This window comes from Kaistia geumhonensis, assembly GCF_030815145.1.
GTDB classification, from domain to species: Bacteria; Pseudomonadota; Alphaproteobacteria; order Rhizobiales; family Kaistiaceae; genus Kaistia; species Kaistia geumhonensis.
The window spans coordinates 3,620,993-3,643,079 of the sequence record NZ_JAUSWJ010000001.1; the positions used below are offsets into that span (position 1 = coordinate 3,620,993).

A 22,087-nucleotide genomic window follows, 5' to 3' on the forward strand; every position below is an offset into this window, starting at 1 on the left:
CCGTTCCGCCCTTTCTCCCCCGGCAACGCCCCCGACGCAAGACGCGATGCGGACGTGTTGAAAACGCAGCAGCCGGCAGATCAGGCCAGCGATATTATGAGCCGGCTCATGATGCTGCCTTCCCACCACATGGGGAAGTTGGTCCCCCACTTGTTGTTGTAGAGATTGATCGCGACGCCGGCGGCAAAGGATGGCGGGGCGGGATGGAACGGCATGAAGGCAATGTCGGCCGGGGCCACGTGCATGCTGTCGAGCGGCTCGATGGCGAGACGCATGTCGCCGACGGCACAGGCGATCGACTGGACGGCCTGCAACTGCCCGCCGCCCCGCGCCACGACATCGCCGGCGCCGCCCGTCCGTCCGAGCTTCTCGAAGCTCCAGTCATGGCCGTCGCGCGGCGTCACGAGCAGGAACCCAGCCTCGGGCATGCGGTTGGCGGGCTTGTCGTACAGGACGAGCGCGATCTCGACCCGATCAGGCCCGAGCGCCGTCAGCCGCAGGGCGTGACGGCGCGGGCCGCCGAGAAGCTGCCGCGCCTCGTCCGGGAGTTCGGCCAGCGCGGTGCGATCCTGCGCGATTCCCGAAAGGTGCCCGGCGAAGCGCGCGGTGCGGGCCGTCCGCGCCGAGGCGAGGCCCGGCTTGTCATGGTCGAGGATCGCCCATTCGATGCGATGCTGGAGATAGGCATCGAGGTGCTTCTGCAGTTCGGCGGCATCGTAGCTCTCGTGGCGATAGCCGAAGAGGCAGCCGTCAACGCCCTCGATCCGCCGTCCATCCGGCGCCACCAGCGCCGCGATGTCGCCGGTCTCGCCGTCCAGTTCGGCCGTCCAGCCGCCGTCCGAGAGGCGCGTGCCGGCGGCGACGCTCGCAGGCTCCGGCGCCGGTTCGGTCTCGGCGAGCGCGGCGTCCGCCGCTGCGCGGTCGGCGGGAACCAGATGGCCGAGCGCGGCCTCCAGATAGCCGCGCTGCTCGGCCCATGATTGCTCGGTGAAGGCGAACCGATAGTCGGCGGCGCGCATCGCATCGAAATCGGCGCGGTCCCACGCGGTCTCGTCGCGCAGATAGCTCTTGATGTCGACGCCCCAGGTGTGTTCGGCGATCATGGTGAGGCCGCGGCCGAAGGCGCGACGCTCCGCCGTCGGCTCGGCCTCGAACCGGTCGTAGAGGCGCGCAAGAGCGCGGTAGCGCGCGAGCTTCGATGGATCGGAGGCGGTGCCGTGGATCCAGCTGTCGCCGATCTCCTTCTCGACGACCGGAAGCTCGGCGCGGCGCGCCCACATGATCTCGCCGAAAGCGTCGAGCGTGGAGGCGCGGATCACGGCGCCGGGATTCTCGTGCCGCAAATGGCGCAGTGTCTCCACGGTCTGCGGAACGCTCTGCGGGCCGATATTGTCGTTGGTGTGCGCGAAGCTGAGCCCGACATCCGGTCCTGCCGGGAAGTCCGTGGCGCCATAGGAGCCCTGATACATGACGACGACTTCGGAGCCGTCGCCGGCGCGCCAGCGGAAGATCGGCGGCACGTCCGGAACGGGGCTCGCCGTGTTGACCCCGAGATGCAGGAAGCGGACGCCCGCCTCGGCCAGCAGGGGCACCATGCCGATCGTGTGGCCGGGCACGTCGGTCATCTTGGCCGCGGTCGTCTTGCGGCCGAAGCGGCGGTCGAGGATCTCGGCATAGGAGAGGCCGGCCCGGAAGAGCGCGGGCGTCATCAGCTCGGTATGGGTCGTGAAGGGCAGCGCATGCCATGTGACGAGCCCGCGCTCGATGGCCGCCTCCAGCCGCTTCACCTTCTCCAGCGGCTGCGTCTCCAGATGATCGAAGATCAGCCAGGCGCCGGTCGTCCAGATGAAGGCGGGGGTCTCCGGCGCCTCGCGGTGGAAATGCTCGCCCGTCGCGATCGCCTGCGGGATGAACTGCTCGTGATACTGGCGCCGCACGCGGGCGGCGTGGTCGGTGAAGCCGATATCGAGATGGGTCTTGAAGACGAGATGAATGATGGGAGCGGTCATGGTCCGGCCGATCTTGCGCGCTGGCGTGGTCGGCGGTGACCAAGCATGGCCGCCGATGCCTGTCCAGTGGCCGGGAAACGGTACTGCACTATTCGGTATCGGTTGTTCCGCCCGCCTGTTAAGCTCTGGCGCCTCGTTCGGGGAGAACGCGACAATGCTGGCGCGACACCCTTCGGTACTTTGCAGATGAGCCGCGTCTTCAGGCTCGTGCTCATCAAGCCGTCGCATTACGACGACGACGGTTATGTCATCCGCTGGTACCGCTCGATGATCCCGTCCAATTCGCTCGCGAGCCTTTACGGTCTCGCGCTCGATTGCGACCGGCGCGGCGTGCTCGGCGACGATGTCTCGATTGCCATTACCGCCATCGACGAGACGAATACGCGCGTCCGTATCGACGAGATCGTCAGGGACTTCGCGGCCAACGGCAATTTCGGACTGGTCGGCCTCGTCGGCGTGCAGTCGAACCAGTATCCGCGCGCGCTCGACCTGGCGCGGCCGCTGCGCGAAGCCGGGATCGCGGTCGCCATGGGCGGCTTTCATGTCTCGGGCTGCCTCGCGATGCTGCCCGACCTGCATGTCGACCTCCAATCGGCGCTCGATCTCGGCGTCAGCCTCTTCGCAGGCGAGGCGGAAGACCGGCTCGATCGCGTGCTGCTCGACGCGGCGGCCGGCACGCTTGAGCCGCTCTACAACCACATGGACGATCTTCCCGGCATCGACGGCACGCCGCCGCCTTTCCTGCCGGCGAGCTATGTGACGAAGACCCTCGGCGGGAACACCAGCTTCGATGCCGGGCGGGGCTGTCCCTTTCAGTGCTCGTTCTGCACGATCATCAACGTGCAGGGCCGCAAGTCGCGCCGCCGCTCGCCGGACGACATCGAGGCCCTCATCCGCGAAAACCTCTCGCAGGGCATCCACAACTACTTCATTACGGATGACAACTTCGCCCGCAACCGCGACTGGGAGATCATCCTCGACCGCATCATCAAGATGCGCGAGGAGCAGGGTCTCAAGATCGGCCTCATGGTCCAGGTCGATACGCTCTGCCACCGCATTCCGAACTTCATCGAGAAATGCAAGCGGGCGGGCGTCACGCGCGTCTTCATCGGGCTCGAGAACATCAACCCCGACAACCTGATGGCCGCCAAGAAGCGGCAGAACAAGATCACCGAATACCGGACGATGCTGCTCGCCTGGAAGGCGCAGGGCATCATCACCTATGCCGGCTACATCCTCGGCTTCCCGAACGACACGCCGGACAGCATCCGCCGCGACATCGGCATCATCCAGCGCGAACTGCCGCTCGATATCCTGGAGTTCTTCTTCCTGACGCCGCTGCCGGGCTCGGAGGATCACCAGACCTTGCATCGCAAGGGCGTTGCGATGGACGCCGATCTCAACAAATACGACCTCGAACATGCCGTGACGGCCCATCCGCGCATGAGCCAGGCGGAGTGGGAGGGCATCTATGGCGAAGCCTGGTCGCTCTTCTACACGCCGGAGCACATGACGACGATCCTGAGACGCGCCGCGGCGACCGGGGTCAAGACCAGCAGCATCGCCAAGCTCCTGATGTGGTTCTCGACCTCGGTCGCGGTCGAGAAGGTCCATCCGCTGCAGGGCGGGGTCCTGCGCCTTCGCCATCGGAGCGACCGCCGCCCGGCGCTCGGCCTCGAGCCGGCCTGGCGGTTCTATCCGCGCGAGGCGTGGGGGATCGTTACGAAATCGGCGCGGCTCCTCGCCCTCTATGCCCGGCTCGATCGCGTCAGGCGCCGCATCGAGGCCGATCCGGAGCGCAGGGCGTATCGCGACCAGGCGCTGATGCCGGTCGCGGAGGACGAGACCGAGGTTCTGGAGCTGTTCAACCAGAACGACGCGGCGCGCAATGCCGTGCGCCACGCGCACCACCTCGCCGAGGTGACGCAGCACGGCTGACGCCGCCGGGCGACGCGCTCTGGAACATGCCTCTCCCGGGAGGGTTACGTCCGTGACCCATCCCCGACGAAAGAGGCTTCCCATGAACGAGCGACCCACTCCCCCCTTCGAGACGCAGCCCCAGCCCATGCCCGGCACCACCGCCGCCATGAAGCCGATCCCCGACCATGGCGAGGAGAGCTACAAGGGCTCCGGCCGCCTCAAGGGCCTCAAGGCCGTGATCACCGGCGGCGACAGCGGCATCGGACGCGCCGTAGCCATCGCCTATGCACGCGAGGGCGCCGATGTCCTCATCTCCTATCTCAACGAGGATGCGGACGCGGAAGCGACGCGGAAGCTGGTCGAGGCGGAGGGGCGCAAGGCCGTGCTCGTCGCGGGCGACATCCAGGATCCGGCCCATTGCCGGGCGATCATCGATAGGGCGGTCAAGGAACTCGGCGGCATCGACATCCTCGTCAACAACGCCGCCCATCAGGCGAGCTTCTCCTCGATCGAGGAGATCAGCGACGAGGAATGGGACCTGACCTTCCGCGTCAACATCCACGCGATGTTCTACCTGACCAAGGCCGCGGTCCCGCATATGACCAGGGGCGGGTCGATCATCAACACCGCCTCGATCAACTCGGATTCGCCCAGCCCGCATCTCCTCGCCTATGCGACGACCAAGGGCGCCATCCAGAATTTCACCGCCGGGCTCGCACAGATGCTCGCGGAGAAGAACATCCGCGCCAACTGCGTGGCGCCGGGGCCGATCTGGACGCCGCTCATTCCATCGACCATGCCCGAGGACAAGGTGAAGAACTTCGGCAAGCAGGTTCCGATGCAGCGGCCGGGCCAGCCGGCCGAGTTGCAGACCGCCTATGTCATGCTCGCCGATCCTCAGTCGAGCTATGTTTCGGGCGCCACCATCGCGGTGACGGGCGGCAAGCCGATCCTCTGACCGCCGATCGCCTCGGCCGGGCCGCCGCATCCCTGAACGGGTGCGGCGGCCCTTTCATTTTGCGCGGGCGCCGTCAGGCGATCAGCCGCGACGGATCGGCGTCGGTCGGCAGGATGCGGACGATCTCGACCGGCTTCTCGGTTGCAAGGCGCGCCGAGAGTTTCTCGCGCATGAGCTCCGGCCAGGACCGCTGCACCGCGCCCGCCTTGCCGCGCTCGGCCCAGAACCGGCAGAGCAGGACGAGGCCGGACTGCGTCGCCTTGTCGAGCGCCACCTCGGGCGGCGGCTGCTGGCTGACGTCGGGCGCCGCGAGCGTCGCCTCGCGCAGCGTCGCGCGGGCGAGTTCGACATCGGCGCCGGCCGGCAGGTTGACCTGATAGGCGATCAATCGCGCCCGCGACTGGCTGTGGTTGCGCAGCGCCACGTTCCAGATGGTCGAATTGGGCGCGAAGATCACCACGCCGTCATAGGTGACGAGGCGACAGGCGAAGAGGCCCATTTCCTCGATCGTGCCTGCGATGTTGCCCGAGACCTGCTCGATATAGTCGCCGGCCCGGAACGGGCGCAGCCAGAGGAGCATGATGCCGGCGGCGATGTTGGTGAGCGTGCCCTGAAGCGCGAGGCCGATCGCAAGGCCGGCGGCGCCGAGCACGGCGAGCAGCGAGGCGGTCTGCACGCCGAGCTGGCCAAGCGTCGCGATCGCGGTCAGCACGATGATCGCATAGCGCACCACGGCGCCCAGCACCGGCCGGACCGTGCGGTCGATATGGGCGACGGTGCCGCCATAGCCGGAAACGAAGCGGCCGGCGAAGCGGGCGAGGGTGATGCCGGCGACGAGAACGATGAGCGCGGTGAGCAGGCGTGGAAGGAAGGCGACGCTCCAGGTCCAGGCCATGGCGGCGCCGGCATTGAGATCAGGCGGTGTGACGATCGGGTCCAAGGGTTCTAGCTCCGCTGCGTGGATTATCCCGCAACGCAGCATGGCCGCGATCGATCCCGCCTCCGGCGGGAACCAGCCGGCGGTGACGATGTTGGCTGCATATCGCAACCGATCGTCGGAGGGCGGGTCATGACTGTTGCCAGATATCAGGTTCTGCCGCGCGAGGACCATTGGGTCGTTCGTCACGACGAAGACGTCGCCGGGCCGTACATCACCAAGCAGGCCGCTTTCGACGCCGCGGTGAGCACCGCGGGCCGCGCCATGGCCGAAGGCTACGCCGTGGAGCTGACGGTGGCCTCCGGCGCCGACGGGCGCGCTGCCTGAATGACCATTCCTCCGGGCTCCGATCCTCCGGCCAGGCTTTGCTGCGCGCTGCCCTATCGGCTGCGCAGCGATCACGTCGAAATCCTTCTCATCACGGATCGCGCCGGGCGATGGATCCTTCCCAAGGGCCATATGCGCCCGAGCGAAGCCCCGTTTCAGGCGGCGGAGCGCGAGGCCTGGGAGGAGGCGGGTGTCCGGGGTTCGATCGACGTGCTCCCCATCGGTGGCTTCGACCATGCCGGGGAGGGCGGGACGGAACACGTCCTCGTCTATCCGCTCGGCGTCGCCGAGGAGGCTGCGGCCTGGCCTGAGTCCGATCGCCGCCGTCGCCGCTGGGCGCGGGCCGAGGAAGTATCGCGGCTGGTGTCGCGCGATCTCGCGCCACTGGTCGAGGAATTCGCCGCCGATACAGACGCGATGCTCGGCGATGGCGCCGACAAGGGGTTCGATCGCAATTGACCACGCTGACGAGTGAACGGGTCGCCGCTGCGAATGAGGCGGCCGAAGGAGTGTCGACACGGTTTCATCCGGTCGCCACGGGGCTTCTCGCGCCGGGACGCAATGCCTGGCGCAGCGAGATCTCGGCACGCACGGCGGTGATCGTCGACGGCTTCGACTATTTCCGGCATCTCGAAGAGGCGCTTCGTCGCGCCCGGCGCTCGATCATGGTCATCGGCTGGGATTTCGACGATTCGATCCGTCTCACCGATGACGGGCCGCCGCTCGGCGAGCTGCTGCGCGGCCTCGTCGAGGACAAGCCGGCTCTCGAGGTGCGCGTGCTCGTCTGGAGCGTCGCGGTGCTGCATGCGCCGAGCCCGGTGATGCCGCTGCTGTTCGGTTCGCCCTGGCAGCAGCATCCGCGCATCAGCGTCCGGCTGGATACCGCGCACCCCTTCTATGCCGCGCATCACCAGAAGATCGTCGTCATCGACGATGCGCTCGCCTTTGTCGGCGGGATCGACATGACCAATGGCCGGCGCGACACGCCGGAGCACCGGCCTGACGAACCCCGCCGCGCCGGACCCGACGGCAAGCCGGCCGAGCCGGTCCATGACGTCCACATGGCCGTCAGCGGCCCGGCCGCCGCGGCGCTCGGCGTCATCGCGCGCGATCGCTGGCTGGTGGCGACCGGCGAGAGCCTGCCGCGCCCGATGGATGCCGCTGATCTCGACGCGCTCTGGCCGCCGCAACTTCCCGCCGAGTTCGCGGGGCTTCCCGTCGCCATCGCCCGCACATGGCCGCGCTGGCGCACGCGCCCGCCGGCCTATGAGAGCCAGGCGATGATCCGCGACATGCTGATGGCGGCGAAGCGGCACCTCTATATAGAGGCGCAATATCTCAGTGCGCGCTATGTGCGCACCGCGCTGCGCCGCTTGCTGCGCCGTCAGACGGGGCCGGAAATCGTCATCGTCCTCAATCGCATGCCCGATGTCTTCGTCGAGCGGCTGGTGATGGGCGAGAATTGCATGCGCATGGTGCGCGCGCTGAAGAAGGCCGATCGCTATGGCCGTCTCGCGATCTTCTACCCCGTCGTTCCGGGCAAAAACGGCGACGAGCCGGTGCATGTCCACTCGAAGCTCATCATCACCGACGATCAGGTGATCCGCATCGGATCGGCCAATCTCAACAACCGATCGGTCGGTCTCGACACCGAATGCGACCTCGCGCTCGAGGCATCGGATGACGGTGACCGAGAACGGATCGCCGCGATCCGCCACGGCCTTCTCGCCGAGCATCTCGGTGTCGAGCCCGCGGCGGTCTCCGCCGTCGTCGCCGAGACCGGATCGCTCATCCGCGCGATCGAGAGGCTCAACCGCTCCCCGCGCGGACTGCGGCCGTTCCCGGTGACGCCGGGACCCGCTCATTTCGTCTGGGGGACGCGCTTTCTCGATCCCGAGGCGCCGTTCGAGCCGGGTTGGCTGCTCCGTCTCGGCGCGTATCGCCGTCGCGCGCCCGGGCTGCTGCCAGCTCGGTGACGGCGAGCAGCACGGCGCCGATCGCCAGCGGCACGAGGAAATAGACGATCCGGAACAGGAGGACGGGGCCGACAACGGCTTCGCCCGGCAGCAGCAGGATCACCACGCTCTCGATGACGCCGATGCCACCCGGAACATGCGTGACGAGCGTCGCGATATTGGCGAGCACGAAGATCGCCGCGACATCGAGATAGTCGACATCGCCGGCGGTGCGCACCAGAACGAAGAGGCAGGCCGAGACGAGCGCGAAATTGACCGCGCCGACCAGCGTCTGCGCGACCGCGGTGCGAAGGTGGGGAACGCCGATCTTCCAGCGGGTGATGGTTCGGCCGCCGAAGCGCCAGGCCAGCAGCAGATAGACCGCCACCGCCAGGGCTGCCAGCGCTGCGACCGTGCGCCCGAGCGTGGCGCTGCCCAGCAGCCGCGCGGAGAGCTCGCCATGCATCAGGAGGGGCGCGATCGACAAAGAGAGAAGCCCGAGCGCGACGGTCAGTCCACAGAGCGCCGTCAGCTTGGCGAGATCGGCGAGATGCACGCCGTGCCGGCGATAGAAGCGATAGCGGATCGCGCCGCTGCTGAGCCCCGAGAAGCCGACCGTATGGCCGATCGACAGGCTGACGAAGGAGGCGAGGGCGACGGAGGGATAGCGGATGCGGTGGCCGAGATGGCGGAGCGCGATCCGGTCGGAAAGCGTGAGCGTCGCATAGCTCGCCGCGGCGAACAGGAGGGCGAGCGCGATGCTCGCCGGCGGAACGGCCTTCATCGCCGCCACGATCTCGCCGAGGCTGTAGTTGCGAAGCGTCAGCCAGACGAGCACGCCCGCCGCCACGAGGCCGAGCAGCCAGAAGGCGCGCATGATCCATCGCTTGATGTCGGGATTGATGCGCGGCTTCCGCCGCGCTTCGGTCTCTGGAACTCGGCTCGGGCGGGAATCGGCGGCGGCGGGCTTTGTCATGATCCTCTGAACGGCGCAGCGGGCGCGAGCGTTCCATCCCCGTCGTGGTCGGCGAAGGCGAATTCGGCGACGAGCGGCAGATGGTCCGAGGCGAGGCGGGCGAGCGGCGTTCGCACCACACGGCAGCCCGTCACGCGCAGTCCCATGCGATGCCATAGATGGTCGATCCGCAGGAACGGCCTGCGGCTGGGAAAGGTCGCGCCTCGCCGGTCGCCTGGCTCGCCCCGGAAGGCGTTCGTCCAGTTCGCGGCAAGACGCCGATAGGTCGGCGTGCCGGGCGGGGCGTTGAAGTCGCCGCCGAGCACGGCGGCGGTGGAGAGCGATGGCGAGGCCGACCAGTCGGGGCCGGAGAGATCGGCGGTCTGCGCCGCCTGCTGGTGCGGCAGCAGTCCGAGATGGCAGTTGAGCACATCGATGTGCCGCCCTTCCGTCTCGACGCGTACCCAAAGCGCGCCCCGTCTTTCCCCGGTGAAGTGACGGGGGCCGACGAGCGGGCCGGCCTTCACCAGCGTCATCGGCAGGCGGGAGAGGATCGCATCGCCATAGCTTTCCTCGGCGAAGGTAAGCGCGGCGTGGAAATGGCGCGTCATGTCGAGCGCCTCGGCAATCCGGTGCGCCTGGTCGTGGCGCCCGGTGCGCAGGCGGCCGACATCGATCTCCTGCAACAGGACGACATCCGGCGCCTCGGCCGCGATCACCGAGGCGATGCGCTCGATCGAGAGGAGACCATCGGTGCCGATGCAGGAATGGACGTTGTAGGTGAGGACGCGGAGCAAATCTCTGCCGTTCGGTGGCCGGAAGACGTCGAGCCAACGTCGCCCGGCGCGCCACGTTCCAGACGAAAGAACCCCGCCGCAACCGGGTCGAGGCGAGGTTCCAATTGTCGGCCGGGCGCCGGATGGTCGGCACACGGCCCTTAGGGCTTCGGGATCGGCCGCGCCGTGTCGACCGGCCGATCCTCGTCCTTGTCTGTGAAATGCTTGGTCAGGAGCTCCGGGCGCTCTGCCGTCCAGCGTTCACATGACGGTCATGCGTGCCGCCGCTCGTTCTTCCGGTCGCCATTCGCCGTCTCCTGCCGGGAGGTCGCTACGTGCCGGAGCTTGCGTCAGGTTCAGCTCTGGCCACCCTTGCGGCCAGCCTCGGACGCGCGTTCGCGGTCGTTGGCGAAGTTGCCGCCGCCGCCCTGTTGTGATCCGCCGCTGCCGGAAGCCTGCTGCTGCCCGCCATGTGAGGCCTCGCCACCCTTGCGGCCGGCTTCGGCGGCCAGCTGGCGATCCTGCGAGAAGCTGCGCTTTTCGTCCGGTACGCTCTGCCCACCCTTGCGGCCGGCCTCGGCGGCGAGTTCGCGGTTCTTCGAGAAGCTGCGCTTTTCGTCCGGCACGCTCTGGCCGCCTTTCGAGGCGATGTCGCGCTGCTTGCCTTCGTCCATCGATGCGAAGCCGCGGTTCGAGGTATCCTGATTGTTGGCCATTGTTGTCATCCTCCTTTGGGACGGGACGACCGGACAACGACTGACGCCATGTCGGGTTTCATATTAACTTGTTGATTTTAATCAGCTTAGGCTTGGCTTTTGTTTGAAGGCCGACAAACTTCGACAATCGGAACTTGTTCCCTTCGGACGTGTTCCTCTGCGAAGGCCGTGGGGGCTATCGGTCGCTGCGACAAGAAGTTTTTCGCTTTCGTGATCGCGGCCGGCGGACTGCCCGGCTGGTTGTTGGGGGCCGCGCCGGGCAGCAGGACGCGGCATGGCCGACGCCCCCGACGGATTGCTCCGCCGCCTGTGGCCGGAGGGGGACCGGCCACACTCTGACAACACCCGAACCTGCGATGTGTTCACGCGTTCGCCGGCGCTTGCGGAAGATGAGGCTTGGGTCCGGAAGCCAGCTCCGGGGCCCCTCAAGAAGGAGGCGCAAACTGGATCTTGCGACCGGGACTGGGCTGCTAGGCGCCGAGCACCCGGTCGGATGCGAACTCCCCCGCGAGTTCTTCGCCTCTCGACAAGAGGCGCTGCATGGCGCGGGATGCCGCGTCGGGGCGACGCTCGCGAATGGCGTCGGTGAGCGCGCGCACGGTCTCGCCGCGGATGCGGCCGATCTGCCCGTCGAGGAAGGCGGGATCCTCCTTCATCAGGCTGCCGAGACAGGCGGCGTTCAGCGCACGCAGATAGGGGTTGCCCGCCGCCGCGACGGCGAACAGGAGCTGGCAGAACGCCGTCCGCCGCTGCTCGGTGCCGCTCGCGGCCTGGAGCCGCTCCGCGGCGTCCGAGAGCGCTGCGCCGTGGCCAGCCCGCGCGACGTCGGAGGCCAGCGAAGCCTGGACGGCGGCGGCAGCTTCCCAGAGCTCGCGGCTTGTCCGGGCGCTGTTTTCCCGGCGCGACCAGGCGATGAGTTCAGGGTCGAGCAGGTTCCAGTGTTCGCGCTCCAGCACCTGGGTCCCGCGCTTGCGACGCGTCTCGAGCAGGCCCTTGGACGCGAGGCCCTTGACCGCCTCGCGCAGCGCCGTGCGGCTTACGCCGAGGCTGGCCGCGAGTTCGTGCTCGTTGGGCAGGATACTACCCGCCGGAAACCGGCCTTCGACGATCGCGAGGAAGATATCGCGCGCCACGAGGCGGTTGAGGCTGTCCGGCTCGGCCCGGACCGGCACCAGGCCCGCCACCCTCGGCGTCGCCGTAGCGCTGCGCAGCGGGATCGGGTCTGGGCGGCGATAAACGGTCACGGTACTGCTCCAGCTGCGAGCCGGCACTTCGCGCTGTTCGACCAAGACGCCGGATTGCAATAGGGGATATGTAGGACTTATACCTCAGATACAGGCGCAAGCGCAACTCTGCGCCACTGTCTCCGGGACCGCCCTTCACATGGCCACCATCGTCTGCTTCGGGGATTCGAACACCTGGGGGTGCCCGCCCTTCGCCAATATCGCGCAGACGCCTGACCGGATCGCGCCCGCGCGTCGCTGGGCGAATGTGATGGGTCGCGCGCTCGGTCCGGCCACCTGGATCGTCGAGGAGGGCCTCTCTGGCCGCACGACCGTGTTCGACGACCCGATCGAGGGCATCCACAAGAACGGCTCGCGCACGCTGATCCCGATCCTCGAGTCGCATGCGCCGATGGACGTGCTGATCCTGATGCTGGGGACCAATGATTTCAAGGACCAGCTCTCCATCAGCGCCTACAACTCGGCGCGCGGCATGCTGACCCTGATCCAGATGGTCAAGGGCCACTACGCGATGGTCGAGCATCCGCCGGAGGTGCTGATCGTCACGCCGCCCGCGATCACGGAGGCGGCCGAGCCGGCGATCTGGGGCGACGGTCACCGGCGCTGCCGCGACCATGCCTATTACCTCGAGCAGGTGGCGCACCGCACCGGATGCTTCCATTTCGACGCCAACAAGGTGGTCGCGGCCGGCATCGACGGCATCCATCTCGACGAGGCGGCGCACGAGATTCTCGGTCGCGCGCTCGCACGCAAGGTCAGCGCGATGCTCGCGTTGCGGAACGTTCGATAGCGCCTCTTTACATCATACATATTACATAATAATCCTGTTGAGGGCGTCAGTCGCGCCCCAGGGGCAAATGCACGTCGGGAGGACGCGCAACGCCTTCGCAGTGGGAGGAAGCTATGAGCATCAAGAAGCTGGGCGCGCTCGCGTTCGCGGCCATGATGGCGGCTGCGCCGTTCGCGGCGCATGCCGAGGAAGACGTGATCATCATGCTCGGCGGCCCGAGCTCCGACCCCTTCTGGGGCGCGGTCCAGCAGGGCTTCGACCAAGCGACCAAGGATTTCGGCGTCAAGACGCAGTGGTCGGCGCCGGCCGACTTCAACGACATCGTGCCCGTCTATACGAAGATGTTCGAGGCCGCGATCGCCCGCAAGCCGGCCGCCATCGCCGTCGGGAACTTCTTCCCCGAGCCGACCGAGCCGCTGATCAAGCAGGCTGCCGCCGAGGGCATCCCCGTCGTCATCATCAATTCGGGCGGCGCGAAGTACAAGGATCTCGGCGCCATCGCCTTCATCGGCGAGGACAGCTACCAGATGGGCTATCAGGGCGGGAAGGTCGCCGTCGGCAAGGGCGTCAAGAACGGCCTCTGCATCAACCAGATCGCGGCCAATCCCGTGCTCGAACAGCGCTGCCAGGGCTATATCGACGCCGTCACGGAAGCCGGTGGCAAGGCCAAGATGGTGATCCTCGCTTCCGAGGACATCGGCAATTCGCAGAAGGTGCAGGCGGCGGTCTCGGCGATGCTGATGCAGGACCCGACCGTCGATGGCGTGGTGACGCTGGGCGTCGCGGTCGGCGTCGACGCGCTCGAGTCCATCAAGCAGGTTCGTGCCACCGGCCGCTCGGTCGATCTCGGCACGATGGATCTCGGCAACACCGTGCTCGAGGCCGTCGCGGCCGGCGACATGAGCTTCGCGTCAGACCAGCAGCCGTTCCTGCAGGGATATTACGGCGTGATGATCCCGATGATGTACAACAAGTACAAGATGGCGCCGTCGGGGGCGATCGGCGTCGGTCCCTACATGGTGACCAAGGACAATGCCGCCGCTGTGCTCGAGGTCAACAAGACCATTCCCGGCTCGCGCGGCGCCAACTGACGGCGCGAGGCGGCGGCCAGGCGCCGCCGCCTTTGCTTGCTGCCCCATGTTCACCGTTCTTCTTGCGTCTGCCGTCCCGCATCGCGTCCGGAAACCTGCCGATGACAGCAACCCTTGAGACTTCGACGCCCGCCGGCCCTGCGCGGCGCCACGGCCTGATCGAGCGGCTGCTCGGTATCGTCTGGATCGGTCCCGCGATCGCGGCGGTCGTCATCTATATCTTCTTCGTCATCGTCGGCGGCGCCTCCGGCTTCCTGTCCATCCCCGGCACGGCCGGCTGGCTCAACACGGCGGCCGAACTCGGCATCATCGCCGTGCCGATCGGCCTCCTGATGATCGCCGGCGAGTTCGATCTTTCCACCGGCTCGGTCGTTGGCGCGGCGGCGATCATCGTCGCCCTCGGAACCGGCTTCTACGGCCTGCCGATCGCGCTCACCATGAGCATGGCGTTGGTGATGGGCATCGCCGTCGGCTGCTTCAATGCGCTGCTTGTCAGCGTCACGCGCCTGCCGAGCTTCATCGTCACGCTGGCGTCGAACTTCATCCTCGCGGGCACCTCGCTCGGCCTGTCGCGGCTGATCTCGGGCTCCTCCAACGTATCGCTCAAGGACGCGGGATGGGCCGAGGTGGTGTTCGGCTCGAAGTGGATGTTCTTCAACGTCTCCGTGCTCTGGTACGCGGTCGCCATCTTCATCGCCGCCTGGGTGCTGAAGCAGACGCCGTTCGGCAACTGGATCTTCGCGACGGGCGGCAATGTCGACGCGGCGCGCCGGGCCGGCGTGCCGGTCGCCCGGGTCAAGCTGATTCTCTTCATCTGGACCGCCGTTTCCTCGGCCTTCGTCGGCGTTATGAGCGCGGTGATGTACAATCAGGGCAATGCCGCGCAGGGCCAGGGCTATGTGTTCCAGAGCGCCATCGCCGCGGTGATCGGCGGCGTGCTCTTGCAGGGCGGCTTCGGCTCGGTGACCGGCATCGTGCTCGGCACCTTCATCTACGGCATCGTCAGCCTCGGCCTCTTCTACACCGGCTGGCCCACGGACTGGCTCGCGACCTTCATCGGCGCGCTGCTCGTGATCGCCGTGCTCACCAACAATTTCGTGCGTGAGCTGGCGCTGAATCGCGGAAAGAGGAAGTCCTGATGCCCGCGCTGATGACCCTTCAGTCCGTATCGCGCAGCTTCGGCAACAATCTCGCGCTCGACGATGTCAGCCTCGAGGCCTATCCCGGCGAGGTGCACTGCCTGCTCGGCGACAATGGTGCCGGCAAGTCGACGCTGATCAAGATCATGTCGGGCGTCACCCCGCCGAGCTCGGGAACCCTCACCTTCGACGGCCGTCCGGTCGCCTTCCGCTCGCCGCGCGACGCCAAGGCGTACGGCATCGGCACCGTGCACCAGGATGTCGGCTCGATCCCGCTCATCTCGGTGGCGCGCAACTTCTTCCTCGGCAACGAGCCGACCAAGGGCTGGGGGCCGTTCCGCCGGCTCGACCACGCGACCGCAAACCGGATTGCGCTCGAGCAGATCCGCGAGATGGGCATCCGACGCATCAACGATGCCGGCCAACTGGTGGGGACGATGTCGGGCGGCGAGCGACAGGCCCTCGCCATCGCCCGGGCGCTCTATTTCGGCGCGCGGCTGCTGATCCTCGACGAGCCGACCGCCGCGCTCGGCGTCAAGGAGAGCAAGATCGTCATCGACCTGATGATCAAGGCGCGGGCGCAGGGCATCGCGCTCGTCTTCATCACCCACAACGCCACGCATGCGCTGCAGGTCGGTGACCGCTTCACGGTGCTGATCCAGGGGCGGATCGCCAGCCAGTTCCGGCGCGGCGAGAAGACACGCGAGGAAGTGCTGAACCTGATGGCGGGCGGCGAGGAATTCGACGCGATCGGCCACGGCGACTGAGAACGGCGACTGAGGACTTCGACGTGAGCACGATCAACTGGAACTCGCAGAGCGCGCCGGCGCAGGGCTTCGTCGCGCCAGGCTTCGAGGCGGTCGCCGAGGAGTTCGCGCGCAACTTCACCATCCGCGGCGATCTCGGCGCGGCTTTCGCCGCGACCCATCACGGGCAGACGGTCGTCGATGTCTGGGGCGGGAGCGCCGCGCCGGGCAGACCGTGGGTCGAGGATACGCTTCAGGTGATCTATTCCGGCACCAAGGGGCTCATGGCCGCCTGCGTGCTGAAGCTCGTCGAGCGTGGAGCGCTCGATCTCGATGCGCCGGTCGCCGAGTACTGGCCGGAATTCGGCGCGGCGGACAAGGGGCGCGTCCGCGTCCGCCATGTCGTTTCGCATTCGGCGGGCCTTCCCGGCGTTGTCGCTCCGCTGACCTCGGCCGACTATACGGACTATGAAAAGATGGAGGCGCTGCTCGCGGCGCAGCCGCTGCCGCCCGATCCGAACGCGTTCCATTGCTATCATCCTGTGACGATCGGCTGGCTGGTCGGCGCGCTCGTCCGGCGCATCGACGGGCGCACGATCGGCCGCTTCTTCGCGGAGGAGTTCGCCGGCCCGCTCGGGCTCGACGCCTGTATCGGCCTGCCCGAGAGCGAGGAGCATCGCGTCGGCAGGCTGGAAGTCGGCGCCGACATGCTGCCTTACGAAACGGCATTCTCCGCCGCCACCCGGCAGGATCCCACCTTCGTCTCGGCCTGGGGCAACCCGCCGCTCTTTCCCGACGAACTTCCCTGGAACAGCCGCGCCTATCACGCGGCCGAGATCGCCGGCGCCGGCGGCATCGCCACCGCCCGCTCGATGGCGCGCTACTATGGCTGCATGGCACTCGGCGGTTCGATCGACGGCGTCACCGTTCTCCAGCCCGAGACGGTCGCGCTCGGCCGGGCGGAGCGCTCGCGTTTCATGGACCCCTATATCGCCGAGGCGATGGCCTTCGGCGTCTGCTGGGCGCTGCAAACTCCGCAGGGCCGGTTCGGCCCGCCGCGCGACGCCTTCGGCCATGCCGGCGCGGGCGGCTCGATCCATGGCGCCTGGCCGACCGAAAAGGTCGGATTCAGCTATGTGATGAACGAGATGCGCGCCGACGTCGAAGACCTCAGGACGCGCCATATCCTGAAGCGCCTCCACGAGATCGTCGGCTAGTCGCCCGACAGCAAGGCCGAAGCCCTCAGATCACGCCGCGGCGAACAGCCTCGGCCACCGCCTGGACGCGGTTGCTGGCATTGAGCTTGGTCGTGATCTCCTGGACCTTGCGCTTCACCGTGATCTCGGTCAGCGCCATCTCCTCGGCGATGTCCTGCGTGCGGCCGCCATCGGCGAGAAGGCGCAACATGCGCACCTCCTGTGCCGTCAACCCGCTGTCGCGCTGGATCTGCTGCGCGGCGACACGCCGATATTCCTCCATCATGGTCGGGATGAGCTCGGCCGAGAGCATGCGCTGGCCGCCATGGATGGCGCGGATCGCCTTGGCGAGGGTCTCGTAGGAATTGGTCTTGAGCAGATAGGCGTCGGCGCCCGCCTCGAGCGCGCCGACGAGATATTGCCGGTCGTCATAGGTGGACAGGATGATGCATTTCGGCGCGTCGGGCCGCGCCTTGATGATCCGCGTCAGCTGGATGCCGTCCATGGTGCCGAGGCGGATGTCGATGGTGACAACATCCGGGCGCCGCCGCGCCAGTTCGTCGAGGGCGTCGGATGCGTTGCCGGCCTCCGCGACGACGCGCATGTCCTCCTCGTCGCCGAGCAGGCTCTTCACGCCGCGGCGGAAGATCTCGTGATCGTCGACGATCATCACCTTAATGCGCGGCTGTTCCATCCGATGCTCCGATGATGCCCCCGACCCCGATCAGGATCGACGTGCCGCCGCCGGGACGGCTTTCGATCGCGACGTCGCCGCCCACGGCATGGGCGCGCTCACGGATGCCGACCAGGCCGAGGCCGAGCTCCGCCGCGTCGAGCGCGAAGCCGCGTCCGTCGTCGCGGATGGCGACGTCGAGGCGCGAGGGGCCGAAGGCGAGCGTCAGGTTGAGATTGCGCGCGCCGGCATGGCGCACCGCGTTCTGAGAGGCTTCCTGCACGATCCGGTAGATGGCGAGGTCGACCTCCGGTCCCAGCGCGAAGGGCGTTCCGTCGACGCGGATCTCGGCATTGAGCGGCACGTTGGAGGGCAGCGAAGCGAGATAGTTTTCGAGCGCCGGGATGAGGCCGAGTTCGTCGAGGACCGTCGGGCGCAGCGCATAGATGATCTGCTTCATCTCGCGGAGCGTCGTGTCGAGCATGCGCTGGCACTCGTTCAGCCGCGCGTCGAGATCCGGGCGGTCGACGACGCGTCGGCGCAGCGCCTGCAACTCGTAGGTCGAGGCGAGGATCGACTGGGCGACGCTGTCGTGCAGGTCATAGGCGATGCGCCGCCGTTCCTCCTCCTGCACGCCGACGAGTCGGCGCAGCAGCGCCCGCAGCTCGACCGCCTTGCGCTCGATCTCGTCGCGCGCGGCCCGCAGCTCGATGGTGCGGTCGGCGACCTTCTGTTCCAGCGCCTCCGAGAGGTCTCGGACGCGGGCGAACAGGCGGGCATTGGCGATCGCGACCACCGCCTGATCGGCGAAGGTGCGCACAATGCGGCCGCTCTCGGGCCCATAGAATCCGGGCTCAGGCCAGTCGATGCACAGCCAGCCGAGGCACTCGCCTCCGAGTACCAGCGGCGCGGCGCACCAGGAGCGGACCTGCTCGGTTCCGGCCTGCACCACCCAGTCCGCCTCGCGGGTGACATCGGCGAGAATGATGGTGCGGTGCTCCTCCAGCACTGGGCGCGACAGCGGCGTCTCGGCGGGGTCGAAGGTGACGGCGCGCACCGTGTCGTTGTCGGGGTAGCCCTTGGCGGCCACCACGCGCATCAGTCCGTCCTCGCCGCGCAGTGTCACACGGCAGCCGCGATGCGGCACGACGCGCTCCAGTTCCTTCAGCACGGCCTCGAGCACCTGATCCGGATCGAGGCTCGACGAGATGATGCGCGAGACATCGGCCAGCGTGTCGGCCAGCGCCCGCTCGTGCCGCTCGGCTGCAAACAGGCGGTGTTGCTCGATCGCCGGTGCGATCTGGTCGGCGATCGTCTGGAGCAGGATGACGTCATCGCGGCGGAAGGTATCGCGGCGGTCGCTCTGGATATCGAGCACGCCGATGACCCGCTGGCCGAGGCGCAGCGGCAGCGCCAGCTCCGACTGCGTGTTGGGCAGCATCACATGCGAGACGAAGTGGCTGTCCTGCGTCACGTCGGCGGAGATGCGCAACTGGCCCGTCTCGGCGACGCGGCCGATGATGCCGCGGCCGGCCGCCTCGCTGAATCCGGCGGCGAGGAGCTGGTCGGCGAAGGGCCCGGAGGCGTGGACGAGTTCGATCCGGTGCGTTTCCTCGTCCACCAGCAGCAGCTGGATATGGTCGTAGCCGAGCGAATGATGGATCAGGCGCGTGATCTCACCGAACAGCTCGGTTCGATCATGGATCGACGTCACCTGCTGGCCGAGCCGGTGCACCAGTGCCAGATGGCTCCTGATGCGCTCGATCTGCGCCGCGAGGCTGTTGCTGTCGAGGAACCCGACCAGATCGTCGGCGACGAGGCGCACCAGTTCCGCGCGTTCGGGCCGGGCTCGTTCCGAACGCGGGAAGCCGAGCAGCACGTGACCGCGCGGCCCGTCGCGGCCTGCGAGCGGCGCCGCCTCGACCGCGAAGCCCTGGCTGGCGGCCCGGTTGACCATGAAGGTCGGCATGGTGACGGCGCCAGCGGCCTGGAGGCGGAGATCGCCGAGATGGCGGTGGATCAGGGGCGGGATGTCGCCGGCGACGAGGATCTCCGCGCCGCGATCGCTGGAGAGCAGCACGGCCGCCCAGCCGGCGCCGGTGACGGCGAGCGCGCGCTGGAGCCTCTCGTCGAGGCGTCCGCGATCGGCAGGGGCGAGATCGACTGCGAGAATGCGCTGCAGGCGCAGCATGTGCGTGCCGTCATCGTCGCGATAGAGCGGCCGCGCCAGAGGCTGGTCCGCCGTCTCCGCCAGATCGCCGACCGGGAACCCCATCAGGCCGTCTCGCCCAGCGGCTGGCGAACGCGCCCGAGACCTGCGCCGTCGAGCCGCGCGCCGCGATGCGGGAGGATGTCGCCGTCCCGATAGACGGCCGTCCCGCGCGAGATCGTCAGGTCGACGCGGCCGCGGAAGGCCGAACCGCAATAGGCGCTGTGGCGGTTGCGATAGAAGAGGTCGTCCTCACGAAGCGTGAAGCTTGCTTCCGGATCGACCAGCACGAGATCGGCATCGCTGCCGATCGCCAGCGAGCCCTTCCTCGGATGGAGGCCGAACAGGCGGGCCGGATTGGACGCGGTCATGCGGACGATGTCCGGGAGCGAAAGGCCCCGTCGTGGCCCCTCGGTGAGCAGAACGGGCAGCGTCGACTGGAGACCCGAGATGCCGCCCCAGGCGGCGAAGATATCGTCCTCGCCGGCCGCCTTTTCCGACCAGAGGCAGGGCGAGTGATCGGACGCGATGACATCGACGGCGCCAGCAAGGACGCGATCCCACAACGCCTCGCGTTCGGACGGGGCACGCAGCGGCGGCGCGCATTTGGCGACCGGCCCGAGGCGCTCAAGATCCGTCTCGTCGAAGAAGAGGTAGTGCGGGCAGGTCTCGGCGGTAACGGCGACACCCCGCGCCTTGGCGGCACTGATCCGGTCGATGCCGGCCGCCGAGGAGACATGGACGATGTGGAGGCGTGCGCCCGTCTCCTCCGCGAGGCCGATCGCCTCGTCGATCGCGGAGAGCTCGGCCGCGATCGGCCGGGATTCGCCCCAGGCCGCGCGGTCCCGCCGGCCGGCGGCCCTGAGCGCCGCGGCGAGACGCCCGGTCATGACCTCGTCCTCGGCATGCACCGCGAGAAAGGACCCGAAGCCGGCGATAGTCGTCATGCCGGCGCGCATCAGGCGGGCATCGACCCTCGGGAAATCGGACGCCGTGCACATGAAGGCCTTGAAGCCGGCGACGCCGCCCGCCTGCAGGTCCTCGAGATCGGCGAGATTGTCGTCGACGAGGCCGCCCCACAGCGCATAGTCGACGATGCTCTTCGCGGCTTCTGCCTGTTTGAGACGCAGCGCCTCGGCATGGATGGTCGGCGGATGCGCGTTGAGCGGCATCTCGACGAAGGTGGTGATGCCGCCTGCCGCCGCGGCGCGGCTGCCGGTCTCGAAACCCTCCCAATGGCCGCGGCCGGGCTCGGAGAAGTGGACATGCCCATCGACGAGGCCGGGCATCAGCACGCGGCCCGCCGCATCGATGGTCTCCGTCGCCTCAGGAGCAGTCCCGCCTTCGAAGAAAGCCGCGATCCGCCCCTCTCTCACGGCGAGGCCGCCCGCGACGTCGCGATCCTCGCCGACGACGCGGGCATTGCGGATGACGAGATCGAACGTCTCCGTCATCCGTCGAGCCCGATCAGGCGCGCCGGGTTGGTCGCGGTCATCATTTGAACCTCCTCGATCGAGAAGCCGAAATAAAGCAGCATCGAGATCATCATCCGCATGCCTTCGATCGGCGAGGGGAGCACCCGCACGCCATAGTCGGTCGCAAGCACGAACTGTTCCGGTCCGACATCGCGGATGCCCTGCAGCCAGCTCATTGCACGGCCATGCACCAGCGAACTCATGTCCATCAGCTCGCGTTCGACATAGTAGTGCGTCTGCGGCATCCATGGCCCACCGAAATCGACGGCGCAAGCTTCGAGGAAGAAGCCGCGCCGCGCGATGTCCTTCTGCTGTTCGACCGTGAGCAGCGCGCGTGCCGTATGGGCGACCAGCACCTTGCGGATGCCCCATTCTTCGGCGAGCTCCACGACGCGCATCGCCTCCGGTCCCGAGACATGGCCGGTGTTGAGATAGACCTCCGGCCGCTCGGCGACCATGTCGAGGATTTCCTTCAGCGCGTCCGGCACCGGCCCGTCGAGCGGAATCCGGATGGCGCGGGAGAGCTCCTTCTCCGCGAAGCCGGGGATGGCGTCCTTGAAGGGGACGAGCCTGCCGTCGACCAGCGTCGATTCGGTCGTCGCCGAATGCCAGGTGCAGTGCGAGCCGAACGAGATCATCCGGCAGCCTTCGCCCAGATTGAGGGCCGTGCGCACCGCGCGCGGGTTCATGCCGCCATGCGAGGAGTTCATCAGATATCCGCCATAGGTGCGGAAATCCTTCATGTAGCGGTTGACCATCCAGGCCGTGCCGGACGCCCAGCCGAACACGTCGTAGTAGAGGATGGTGCGCATGCCGGCGGCGCGCGCCATCTCGGCGACCTGGATGGGGTCGAAATGGCCGGGATTGGAGCGCAGCACCGGTCCGGCATGGACATGGCTGTCGATGGCGCCGACGAGGAGTTCCTCGGGCAGTTCCATGGTGCGGTTGTAGAAGGGCTCGTAGGTTGCCAC

18 protein-coding genes and 3 pseudogenes are annotated in these 22,087 nt (G+C 67.8%); 10 read left to right on the forward strand and 11 right to left on the reverse strand.

Going from position 1 to position 22,087, the window contains the following annotated elements; all coding sequences use genetic code 11:
• Positions 1–80 precede the first annotated feature (80 nt).
• Complete coding sequence (locus tag QO015_RS17080; RefSeq protein WP_266282773.1) at positions 81–2,009, reverse strand: DUF5054 domain-containing protein; 1,929 nt, start codon at positions 2,007–2,009, stop codon at positions 81–83.
• Positions 2,010–2,195: 186 nt separating this feature from the next.
• Here QO015_RS17080 and QO015_RS17085 point away from each other — a divergent pair, with 186 nt between their 5' ends.
• Both QO015_RS17085 and QO015_RS17090 read left to right on the forward strand, forming a co-directional pair.
• Complete coding sequence (locus QO015_RS17085; RefSeq protein ID WP_266282772.1) at positions 2,196–3,947, forward strand: B12-binding domain-containing radical SAM protein; 1,752 nt, start codon at positions 2,196–2,198, stop codon at positions 3,945–3,947.
• Positions 3,948–4,029: 82 nt separating this feature from the next.
• On the forward strand, positions 4,030–4,887 hold the full coding sequence (locus QO015_RS17090) for a glucose 1-dehydrogenase (protein ID WP_266282771.1): 858 nt from the start codon (positions 4,030–4,032) through the stop codon (positions 4,885–4,887).
• A gap of 73 nt (positions 4,888–4,960) precedes the next feature.
• Here the strand turns inward: QO015_RS17090 and QO015_RS17095 are convergent, their stop codons facing one another.
• On the reverse strand, positions 4,961–5,827 hold the full coding sequence (locus QO015_RS17095; protein WP_266282770.1) for a mechanosensitive ion channel family protein: 867 nt from the start codon (positions 5,825–5,827) through the stop codon (positions 4,961–4,963).
• Positions 5,828–5,956: 129 nt separating this feature from the next.
• Here QO015_RS17095 and QO015_RS17100 point away from each other — a divergent pair, with 129 nt between their 5' ends.
• The 3 genes from QO015_RS17100 to QO015_RS21795 are packed head-to-tail and all read left to right on the forward strand — an operon-like array spanning position 5,957 to position 8,127.
• Positions 5,957–6,151, forward strand: coding sequence for a DUF2188 domain-containing protein (locus tag QO015_RS17100; RefSeq protein WP_266282768.1), 195 nt, complete (start codon positions 5,957–5,959; stop codon positions 6,149–6,151).
• The gene (locus QO015_RS17105) at positions 6,152–6,610 is read left to right on the forward strand and encodes an NUDIX domain-containing protein (RefSeq protein WP_266282766.1); all 459 of its coding nucleotides are present in this window, start codon (positions 6,152–6,154) and stop codon (positions 6,608–6,610) included. It abuts the gene before it with no gap.
• A 50-nt stretch (positions 6,611–6,660) separates the two neighbouring features.
• Positions 6,661–8,127, forward strand: coding sequence for a phospholipase D-like domain-containing protein (locus QO015_RS21795; RefSeq protein WP_370877428.1), 1,467 nt, complete (start codon positions 6,661–6,663; stop codon positions 8,125–8,127).
• 76 nt (positions 8,128–8,203) lie between these two features.
• Here QO015_RS21795 and QO015_RS17115 read toward each other — a convergent pair.
• The 5 genes and pseudogenes from QO015_RS17115 to QO015_RS17135 all read right to left on the reverse strand — a co-directional run.
• Positions 8,204–9,082 (reverse strand): annotated as a pseudogene (locus tag QO015_RS17115) (lysylphosphatidylglycerol synthase transmembrane domain-containing protein); the annotation flags it as partial.
• Positions 9,079–9,858: an endonuclease/exonuclease/phosphatase family protein gene (locus QO015_RS17120; RefSeq protein ID WP_266282762.1), complete on the reverse strand. Its 780-nt coding sequence runs from the start codon at positions 9,856–9,858 to the stop codon at positions 9,079–9,081. The gene QO015_RS17120 and the pseudogene QO015_RS17115, both read right to left, overlap by 4 nt.
• Before the next feature lie 335 nt (positions 9,859–10,193).
• Positions 10,194–10,253: pseudogene (locus QO015_RS17125) on the reverse strand (KGG domain-containing protein); the annotation flags it as partial.
• A gap of 39 nt (positions 10,254–10,292) precedes the next feature.
• A pseudogene (locus QO015_RS17130) lies at positions 10,293–10,553 on the reverse strand (con-10 family general stress protein); the annotation flags it as partial.
• Between the two features lie 470 nt (positions 10,554–11,023).
• Positions 11,024–11,797, reverse strand: a complete 774-nt coding sequence (locus tag QO015_RS17135) for a FadR/GntR family transcriptional regulator (RefSeq protein ID WP_266282761.1) — start codon at positions 11,795–11,797, stop codon at positions 11,024–11,026.
• 139 nt (positions 11,798–11,936) lie between these two features.
• On the opposite strand from QO015_RS17135, the gene QO015_RS17140 reads away from it, so the two are divergent.
• The 5 genes from QO015_RS17140 to QO015_RS17160 all read left to right on the forward strand — a co-directional run bounded on the left by QO015_RS17140 (position 11,937) and on the right by QO015_RS17160 (position 16,780).
• Entirely contained in the window at positions 11,937–12,587 is a 651-nt protein-coding gene (locus tag QO015_RS17140) for a GDSL-type esterase/lipase family protein (RefSeq protein WP_266282760.1), read from the forward strand.
• A 113-nt stretch (positions 12,588–12,700) separates the two neighbouring features.
• Complete coding sequence (locus tag QO015_RS17145) at positions 12,701–13,678, forward strand: substrate-binding domain-containing protein (protein ID WP_266282758.1); 978 nt, start codon at positions 12,701–12,703, stop codon at positions 13,676–13,678.
• Between the two features lie 101 nt (positions 13,679–13,779).
• Positions 13,780–14,817, forward strand: a complete 1,038-nt coding sequence (locus QO015_RS17150; protein ID WP_266282757.1) for an ABC transporter permease — start codon at positions 13,780–13,782, stop codon at positions 14,815–14,817.
• Positions 14,817–15,584, forward strand: a complete 768-nt coding sequence (locus QO015_RS17155; protein WP_266282756.1) for an ATP-binding cassette domain-containing protein — start codon at positions 14,817–14,819, stop codon at positions 15,582–15,584. Before QO015_RS17150 ends, QO015_RS17155 begins: the two co-directional genes overlap by 1 nt.
• A gap of 23 nt (positions 15,585–15,607) precedes the next feature.
• Positions 15,608–16,780: a serine hydrolase domain-containing protein gene (locus QO015_RS17160; RefSeq protein WP_266282754.1), complete on the forward strand. Its 1,173-nt coding sequence runs from the start codon at positions 15,608–15,610 to the stop codon at positions 16,778–16,780.
• Positions 16,781–16,805: 25 nt separating this feature from the next.
• On the opposite strand, the gene QO015_RS17165 is transcribed toward QO015_RS17160, so the two are convergent.
• From QO015_RS17165 to QO015_RS17180, 4 genes are read right to left on the reverse strand one after another with little or no spacing between them, the layout of a single operon-like run.
• The gene (locus tag QO015_RS17165) at positions 16,806–17,453 is read right to left on the reverse strand and encodes a response regulator transcription factor (RefSeq protein ID WP_266282752.1); all 648 of its coding nucleotides are present in this window, start codon (positions 17,451–17,453) and stop codon (positions 16,806–16,808) included.
• Positions 17,434–19,707 (reverse strand): GAF domain-containing sensor histidine kinase, encoded by a 2,274-nt coding sequence (locus QO015_RS17170; RefSeq protein ID WP_266282750.1) that lies wholly within the window; start codon positions 19,705–19,707, stop codon positions 17,434–17,436. Before QO015_RS17170 ends, QO015_RS17165 begins: the two co-directional genes overlap by 20 nt.
• On the reverse strand, positions 19,707–21,095 hold the full coding sequence (gene allB / locus QO015_RS17175; protein ID WP_266282748.1) for an allantoinase AllB: 1,389 nt from the start codon (positions 21,093–21,095) through the stop codon (positions 19,707–19,709). The genes QO015_RS17170 and allB overlap by 1 nt, the downstream gene beginning before the upstream one ends.
• Positions 21,092–22,087 carry a DUF6282 family protein gene (locus tag QO015_RS17180; RefSeq protein WP_266282746.1) on the reverse strand — a complete coding sequence of 332 codons (996 nt, stop codon included), beginning with the start codon at positions 22,085–22,087 and terminating at the stop codon, positions 21,092–21,094. The genes allB and QO015_RS17180 overlap by 4 nt, the downstream gene beginning before the upstream one ends.

Excerpts from the sequence above, each read along its gene's own strand:
- QO015_RS17080 (WP_266282773.1), bottom strand. The coding sequence starts at position 2,009 with ATGACCGCTCCCATCATTCATCTCGTCTTCAAGACCCATCTCGATATC.
- QO015_RS17085 (WP_266282772.1), top strand. The coding sequence starts at position 2,196 with ATGAGCCGCGTCTTCAGGCTCGTGCTCATCAAGCCGTCGCATTACGAC.
- QO015_RS17090 (WP_266282771.1), top strand. The coding sequence starts at position 4,030 with ATGAACGAGCGACCCACTCCCCCCTTCGAGACGCAGCCCCAGCCCATG.
- QO015_RS17100 (WP_266282768.1), top strand. The coding sequence starts at position 5,957 with ATGACTGTTGCCAGATATCAGGTTCTGCCGCGCGAGGACCATTGGGTC.
- QO015_RS17105 (WP_266282766.1), top strand. The coding sequence starts at position 6,152 with ATGACCATTCCTCCGGGCTCCGATCCTCCGGCCAGGCTTTGCTGCGCG.
- QO015_RS17140 (WP_266282760.1), top strand. The coding sequence starts at position 11,937 with ATGGCCACCATCGTCTGCTTCGGGGATTCGAACACCTGGGGGTGCCCG.
- QO015_RS17145 (WP_266282758.1), top strand. The coding sequence starts at position 12,701 with ATGAGCATCAAGAAGCTGGGCGCGCTCGCGTTCGCGGCCATGATGGCG.
- QO015_RS17150 (WP_266282757.1), top strand. The coding sequence starts at position 13,780 with ATGACAGCAACCCTTGAGACTTCGACGCCCGCCGGCCCTGCGCGGCGC.
- QO015_RS17155 (WP_266282756.1), top strand. The coding sequence starts at position 14,817 with ATGCCCGCGCTGATGACCCTTCAGTCCGTATCGCGCAGCTTCGGCAAC.
- QO015_RS17165 (WP_266282752.1), bottom strand. The coding sequence starts at position 17,453 with ATGGAACAGCCGCGCATTAAGGTGATGATCGTCGACGATCACGAGATC.
- QO015_RS17170 (WP_266282750.1), bottom strand. The coding sequence starts at position 19,707 with ATGGGGTTCCCGGTCGGCGATCTGGCGGAGACGGCGGACCAGCCTCTG.
- allB (WP_266282748.1), bottom strand. The coding sequence starts at position 21,095 with ATGACGGAGACGTTCGATCTCGTCATCCGCAATGCCCGCGTCGTCGGC.